The 6861-nt window shown below is 67.7% G+C and carries 8 protein-coding genes; all 8 read left to right on the top strand.

Going from position 1 to position 6861, the window contains the following annotated elements; genetic code table 11:
- Positions 1–49: 49 nt before the first annotated feature.
- A complete protein-coding gene (locus BDO18943_RS13615; RefSeq protein WP_175022694.1) occupies positions 50–1561 on the top strand; it encodes a 2-hydroxymuconic semialdehyde dehydrogenase in 1512 nt (503 codons plus the stop codon).
- 28 nt (positions 1562–1589) lie between these two features.
- Complete coding sequence (gene dmpE, locus BDO18943_RS13620; RefSeq protein ID WP_043178951.1) at positions 1590–2372, top strand: 2-oxopent-4-enoate hydratase; 783 nt, start codon at positions 1590–1592, stop codon at positions 2370–2372.
- A gap of 40 nt (positions 2373–2412) precedes the next feature.
- A complete protein-coding gene (locus BDO18943_RS13625; protein WP_175022695.1) occupies positions 2413–3333 on the top strand; it encodes an acetaldehyde dehydrogenase (acetylating) in 921 nt (306 codons plus the stop codon).
- Between the two features lie 40 nt (positions 3334–3373).
- Positions 3374–4420 (top strand): 4-hydroxy-2-oxovalerate aldolase, encoded by a 1047-nt coding sequence (dmpG, locus tag BDO18943_RS13630; RefSeq protein ID WP_175022696.1) that lies wholly within the window; start codon positions 3374–3376, stop codon positions 4418–4420.
- On the top strand, positions 4417–5205 hold the full coding sequence (gene dmpH / locus BDO18943_RS13635) for a 2-oxo-3-hexenedioate decarboxylase (RefSeq protein WP_175022697.1): 789 nt from the start codon (positions 4417–4419) through the stop codon (positions 5203–5205). Before dmpG ends, dmpH begins: the two co-directional genes overlap by 4 nt.
- Before the next feature lie 28 nt (positions 5206–5233).
- Positions 5234–5425 (top strand): 2-hydroxymuconate tautomerase, encoded by a 192-nt coding sequence (locus tag BDO18943_RS13640; protein WP_043178943.1) that lies wholly within the window; start codon positions 5234–5236, stop codon positions 5423–5425.
- Positions 5426–5461: 36 nt separating this feature from the next.
- A complete protein-coding gene (locus tag BDO18943_RS13645) occupies positions 5462–6283 on the top strand; it encodes an alpha/beta fold hydrolase (RefSeq protein WP_175022698.1) in 822 nt (273 codons plus the stop codon).
- Positions 6284–6404: 121 nt separating this feature from the next.
- Positions 6405–6861, top strand: a 457-nt coding sequence (locus BDO18943_RS13650) for a SphA family protein (RefSeq protein WP_235996006.1), incomplete at its 3' end; no start/stop codon positions are given.

A 6861-nucleotide genomic window follows, 5' to 3' on the forward strand; every position in this document is an offset into this window, starting at 1 on the left:
GTTCGCGACCGCACCGGATCACGGATTCACGACTATCGGCAACCACATCATGTACGACACGGAACCTCTTGCCGCGACACGCGGCCCCGCCGGCGGGCAGCCGGAACCGCGGCGCGTCCGCAACTTCATCGACGGCGACTATCGCGCGGGCGACCGCTGGTTCGACAAGCGCTCGCCGCTCGACAACGCCGTGATCGCGCGCGTGGCCGAAGCGAGCCGCGCGGACGTCGACGCGGCCGTGCTGGCGGCGCGCACGGCGCTGTCGGGGCCGTGGGGCGGCCTGACCGTCGCGCAGCGCGTCGAGATCCTGTATGCGGTGGCCGACGGCATCACGCGCCGCTTCGACGATTTCCTCGAAGCCGAAGTGGCCGACACCGGCAAGCCGGTCAGCCTCGCGAGCCATATCGACATCCCGCGCGGCGCGGCGAACTTCAAGGTGTTCGCCGACGTCGTAAAGAACGTGCCGGGCGAAACCTTCGAAATGGCGACGCCGGACGGCGCGGGCGCGCTCAACTATGCGATCCGCCGCCCGGTCGGCGTGGTCGGCGTGATCTGCCCGTGGAACCTGCCGCTGCTGCTGATGACGTGGAAGGTCGGGCCCGCGCTCGCGTGCGGCAACACGGTGGTCGTGAAGCCGTCGGAGGAAACGCCGCAGACGGCCGCGCTGCTCGGCGAAGTGATGAACGCAGCGGGCGTGCCGCGCGGCGTCTATAACGTCGTGCACGGCTTCGGGCCCGGTTCGGCCGGCGAATTCCTGACGACCCATCCCGGCGTGAACGCGATCACGTTCACCGGCGAGACGCGCACCGGCGCGGCGATCATGAAGGCGGCGGCCGATGGCGCGCGGCCCGTCAGCCTCGAGATGGGCGGCAAGAACGCGGCGATCGTGTTCGCCGACTGCGATTTCGACGCGGCCGTCGAGGGCACGCTGCGCTCGTGCTTCGCGAACGCGGGGCAGGTGTGCCTCGGCACCGAGCGCGTGTATGTCGAACGTCCGCTGTTCGAGCGCTTCGTCGCCGCGCTGAAGGCCGGCGCCGAACGGCTGCGGCCGGGCCGCCCGGACGCGGAGACGACCGGCATCGGCCCGCTGATCAGCCAGGAGCACCGCGACAAGGTGCTGTCGTACTACCGCCAGGCGGCCGAACTCGGCGCGACGGTCGTGACGGGCGGCGGCGTACCCGACATGCCGGACGACCTGCGCGACGGCGCGTGGGTGCAGCCGACGATCTGGACGGGCCTTGGCGACGATTCGCCGATCGCACACGACGAGATCTTCGGGCCGTGCACGCTCGTGATGCCGTTCGATTCGGAAGCCGAGGTGATCGGCCGCGCGAATGCGAACGCGTACGGGCTGTCGACCGCGATCTGGACCACCAACCTGTCCCGTGCGCATCGTGTCGCCGCGTCGATCGACGTCGGCATCGCGTGGGTCAATTCGTGGTTCCTGCGCGACTTGCGCACCGCGTTCGGCGGCGCGAAGCAATCGGGCATCGGCCGCGAAGGCGGCGTGCATTCGCTCGAGTTCTATACGGAACTGCGCAACGTCTGCATCAAGCTCTGACCCACCCGTTACTGATCGGAAGACTCTTATGGACTCCACGTTGATTACCACGCTGGGCGACCGGCTGTACGACGCAATGACCTCGCGCACGCCCGTCGCGCCGCTGACGTCGCAGCACGAGGACCTGTCGGTCGACGACGCGTACCGGATCCAGCAACGCTTCGTGCAGCGTCGCCTGGACGCCGGGGAAACCGTGATCGGCAAGAAGATCGGCGTCACGTCGAAAGCCGTGATGGACATGCTCGGCGTGTACCAGCCCGACTTCGGCTACCTGCTGTCGGGGATGGTGTACGGCGACGGCGCGTGCATCGCGCTCGACACGCTGATTCAGCCGAAGGCCGAAGGCGAGATCGCGTTCGTGCTGAAGCGCGACCTGCTCGGGCCCGGCGTGACGAACGCGATGGTGCTGGCCGCGACCGAATGCGTGATGCCGTGCTTCGAGATCGTCGATTCACGGATTCGCGACTGGAAGATCCGGATTGGCGACACCGTGGCCGACAACGCGTCGTGCGGCGTGTTCGTGCTCGGCGACCAGGCGGTGAGCACGCGCCGCGTCGATCTCGCGACCTGCGGGATGGTGCTCGAGAAGAACGGCGACGTGATCGGCACCGGCGCCGGCGCGGCCGCACTCGGCTCGCCGGTCAACGCAATCGCGTGGCTCGCCAATACGCTCGGCCGGCTCGGCATTCCGCTGAAAGCGGGCGAAGTGATCCTGTCCGGCGCGCTCGCCGCGATGGCGCCGGCCGGGCCCGGCGACAACTTCCGCGTGTCGATCGGCGGGATCGGCGCATGTTCGGTGCGGTTCGCGTGAGCGGCGCCGTTCCCCTTTACTGGCAAACGAGGAATTCCCCATGACCCGAAAAATCCGCTGCGCGCTGATCGGCCCCGGCAACATCGGCACCGACCTGCTCGCCAAACTCATGCGCAGCCCTGTGCTCGAACCCTTCTGGATGGTCGGCATCGATCCCGATTCCGATGGCCTGAAGCGCGCGCGCGAACTTGGGCTGAAGACGACCGCCGACGGCGTCGACGGCCTGCTGCCGCACGTGCAGACCGACGGCGTGCAGATCGCGTTCGACGCGACGAGCGCCTACGTACATGCGGAGAATAGCCGCAAGCTCAACGCGCTCGGCGTGCTGATGATCGACCTGACGCCGGCCGCGATCGGCCCGTACTGCGTGCCGCCCGTCAACCTGATGGACCACATCGGCTCCGGCGAGATGAACGTGAACATGGTCACGTGCGGCGGCCAGGCGACGATCCCGATGGTGCGCGCGGTGTCCCGCGTGCAGCCGGTCGCCTACGGCGAGATCGTCGCGACCGTGTCGTCGCGTTCGGTCGGCCCCGGCACGCGCAAGAACATCGACGAATTCACGCGCACGACGGCGGCGGCAGTCGCGCAGGTCGGCGGCGCGAAGGAAGGCAAGGCGATCATCGTGATCAACCCGGCCGACCCGCCGCTGATCATGCGCGACACCGTGCATTGCCTGACCGAGACCGCACCCGACGAGGCACGCATCGTCGAATCGGTACACGCGATGATCGCCGACGTGCAGCGCTACGTGCCCGGCTACCGGCTCGTCAACGGGCCGGTGTTCGACGGCAACCGCGTGTCGATCTACCTCGAAGTCGAAGGCCTCGGCGACTACCTGCCGAAATACGCGGGCAACCTCGACATCATGACGGCCGCCGCCGCGCGCACCGCCGAGATGTTCGCTGAGGAGCTGCTGGCCGGCCGCCTCGCGCTCCAGCCGACCGCGCAGGCCGCCTGACGCGCGCGCATCCCACGACCGGACGAACAAGGAAACGGCAATGAATCTCAAAGGCAAGCGAATCACCGTCCACGACATGACGCTGCGTGACGGCATGCACCCGAAGCGTCACCAGATGACGCTCGACCAGATGCGCGCGGTGGCAACGGGGCTCGACGCGGCCGGCGTGCCGCTGATCGAAGTCACGCACGGCGACGGGCTCGGCGGCTCGTCGGTCAACTACGGCTTTCCCGCGCACACCGACGCCGAATACCTCGGCGCGGTGATCCCGCTGCTCAAGCGCGCGAAGGTATCGGCGCTGCTGCTGCCGGGCATCGGCACCGTCGACCATCTGAAGGAGGCGCACGCGCTCGGCGTGCATACGATCCGCGTCGCGACGCACTGCACCGAGGCCGATGTCTCCGAGCAGCACATCGCGATGGCACGCAAGCTCGACATGGATACCGTCGGCTTCCTGATGATGAGCCACATGAACAGCCCGGAAGGGCTCGTGAAGCAGGCGCAGCTGATGGAGTCGTACGGCGCGAACTGCATCTACATCACCGATTCCGCCGGCTACATGCTGCCCGACGACGTGAAGGCGCGCCTCGGCGCGGTGCGCGCCGCGCTGCAGCCGGATACGGAGCTCGGTTTTCATGGCCATCACAACCTCGCGATGGGCGTCGCGAATTCGATCGCCGCGATCGAGGCCGGCGCGAACCGGATCGACGGCGCGGCGGCCGGGCTCGGCGCGGGCGCGGGCAATACGCCGCTCGAAGTGTTCGTCGCCGTGTGCGAGCGGATGGGCATCGAGACCGGCGTCGACGTGTGGAAGATCCAGGACGTCGCGGAGGATCTCGTCGTGCCGATGATGGACTTCCCGATCCGGCTCGACCGCGACGCGCTGACGCTTGGCTACGCGGGCGTGTACGGCTCGTTCCTGCTGTTCGCGAAGCGCGCGGGCGACAAGTACGGGATCCCGGCACGCGACATCCTCGTCGAGCTCGGCCGGCGCGGGATGGTCGGCGGGCAGGAGGACATGATCGAAGACACCGCGCTGACGCTCGCGAAGGCGCGCGCGGCGCAGGCCAAGCAGGAGGCCGCATGAATCTGACTACCGATATCGTCGAATCGCTCGCCGCGCATCTCGACGGCTGCATGCGCGACGCGCGCGACACGCCGAAGATCACCGACCGCCATCCCGAGATGGACTGGGACGATGCCTACGCGGTGCAGGACGCCATCCGAAGCCGGCAACTCGGGCGCGGGGCGCGGATCGTCGGCTACAAGGCCGGCCTGACGTCGCACGCGAAGATGCGCCAGATGGGCGTCGACACGCCCGTGTTCGGCTTCCTCACGGACATCTACGACCTGCCCGACGGCGGCGAATGCGACACGTCGGCACTGATCCATCCGAAGGTGGAGCCCGAGATCGCATTCGTGACCAAGGCCGAGCTGAAAGGGCCGGGCTGCCATATCGGTGCGGTGCTCGCCGCGACCGATTTCGTCATCGCCGGCATCGAGGTGATCGACAGCCGTTACCGCGACTTCAAGTTCGACCTGAAGAGCGTGGTGGCCGACAACACGTCGGCCGCGCGCTTCGTCGCGGGCGGGCGGCCGCTCGCGGTGGAGGGCGTCGACCTGCGCACGCTCGGCGTCGTGCTCGAGAAGAACGGCTTGCCGGTGGCGTTCGGCGCCGGCGCGGCGGTGCTCGGGCATCCGGCCGCCGCGGTCGCGATGCTCGCGAACCACCTCGGTGCGCGCGGCGAATCGATTCCCGCGGGCAGCCTGATCCTGTCCGGCGGCATCACCGAGGCGGTGGCCGTCGAAGCCGGCGACAGCGTGACGCTGCGCGTGCAGGACATCGGCTCGATCGGCCTGCGTTTCATCTGAACGAAACACGACCAAACAGGAGGCCATCGTGCCGGTTGCTCATCTCTACATCCTCGAAGGCCGCGACGACGACAAGAAGGAACGCCTGATCGCCGAGGTCACGCAGGCCATTCATCGCTCGCTCGATGCGCCGGTCGAATCGGTGCGCGTGATCATCACCGAGATGCCGAAGGCGCATTTCGGGATCGGCGGGCAGAGCGCGAAACAGCGCGGGCGGTAACACGCCACGTCCCCATGAATCGACTGAAGGAGCGTCATGTCATCCAATCCTGAAATCGGCCGCCGGATCGTCGCCGGCGGCATCGACACGAACTATCACGACACCGGTGACGGGCCGCCCGTGCTGCTGATCCACGGCTCGGGGCCAGGCGTGACCGCCTATGCGAACTGGCGGCTCACGATGCCCGCACTTGCGCGGCAGTTTCGCGTGATCGCGCCGGACATGGCGGGATTCGGCGAAACCGAGCGGCCGGCCGGATACCGCTATTCGATGGACCACTGGGTCGATCACGCGCTCGGCCTGCTCGATGCGCTCGACATCGAGCGCGCGCACGTGGTCGGCAATTCGTTCGGCGGCGCGCTCGCGCTGGCACTCGCGATCCGGGCGCCCGAGCGGGTCGGCCGGCTCGTACTGATGGGCGCGGCCGGTACGCGCTTCACGCTGACCGAAGGGCTCGATGCGGTGTGGGGCTATACGCCGTCGATCGCGAACATGCGCGCGCTGCTGGACATCTTCGCGTTCGATCGCACGCTCGTGAACGACGATCTCGCGAAGCTGCGCTACGACGCGAGCGTGCGGCCCGGCTACCAGGAGGCGTTCGCGAACATGTTTCCCGCGCCGCGCCAGCGCTGGGTCGATGCGCTCGCAAGCGATGAAGCGAAGCTGCGCGCGCTGATGCACGACACGCTGATCGTGCACGGCCGCGAGGACCGCGTGATTCCGCTCGACAGTTCGCTGAAGCTGCTCGATGTATTGCCGAATGCCCAGCTCCACGTGTTCGGCCGGTGCGGGCACTGGACGCAGATCGAGCACGCAGCACGCTTCAACCAGCTCGTCATCGACCATTTCAGCGCGTAGTCCATTGGCAGGACGGGTTGCCGCCGCGTCGCGCGCATCGGCGCAAGCGGCGGCAACGCGGGTGCTCGTGAAAGCGCCCCTATAAAAAATCAATTCAGTAGAACGAATATTGGAGACATCGATGAAACGGAAGTCTGCATTCGGGTTGTGTTCGCTCGCCGCATGCGCGGGCCTCGCATTGAGCACGGGCGCATGGGCGACGGAGGGCGGCGGCGACACGATCGGCGAGGGCGCAGAGGCGTTTTTTGCCGGCGCACTGCCGCCGGCCGGACTGTATGCGCTGCTGTACTACACGCATTACCACGCGTCGCGCTTCAACGATTCGCACGGCAACGGTTCGGTGCCGGGCTTCAAGCTCGATGCCGACGTGCTGATTCCGCGCGTGGTCTGGATGTCGAACCTGTCGGTGCTCGGCGGGCGCTATGGCGCGTATGCGGTGCTGCCGATGCAGCATCTGGCGCTGGATGCAGGCGGCGCGTCGTTCGACCGCACCAACCTCGGGAACCTGTCCGCATTTTTGTGGGCGAGGCGGTTGAACAACAGGTTATCCACGCGCCTGCGTGAATCGCTCGCCGAAC

Source organism: Burkholderia aenigmatica (genome assembly GCF_902499175.1).
Taxonomy (GTDB): domain Bacteria; phylum Pseudomonadota; class Gammaproteobacteria; order Burkholderiales; family Burkholderiaceae; genus Burkholderia; species Burkholderia aenigmatica.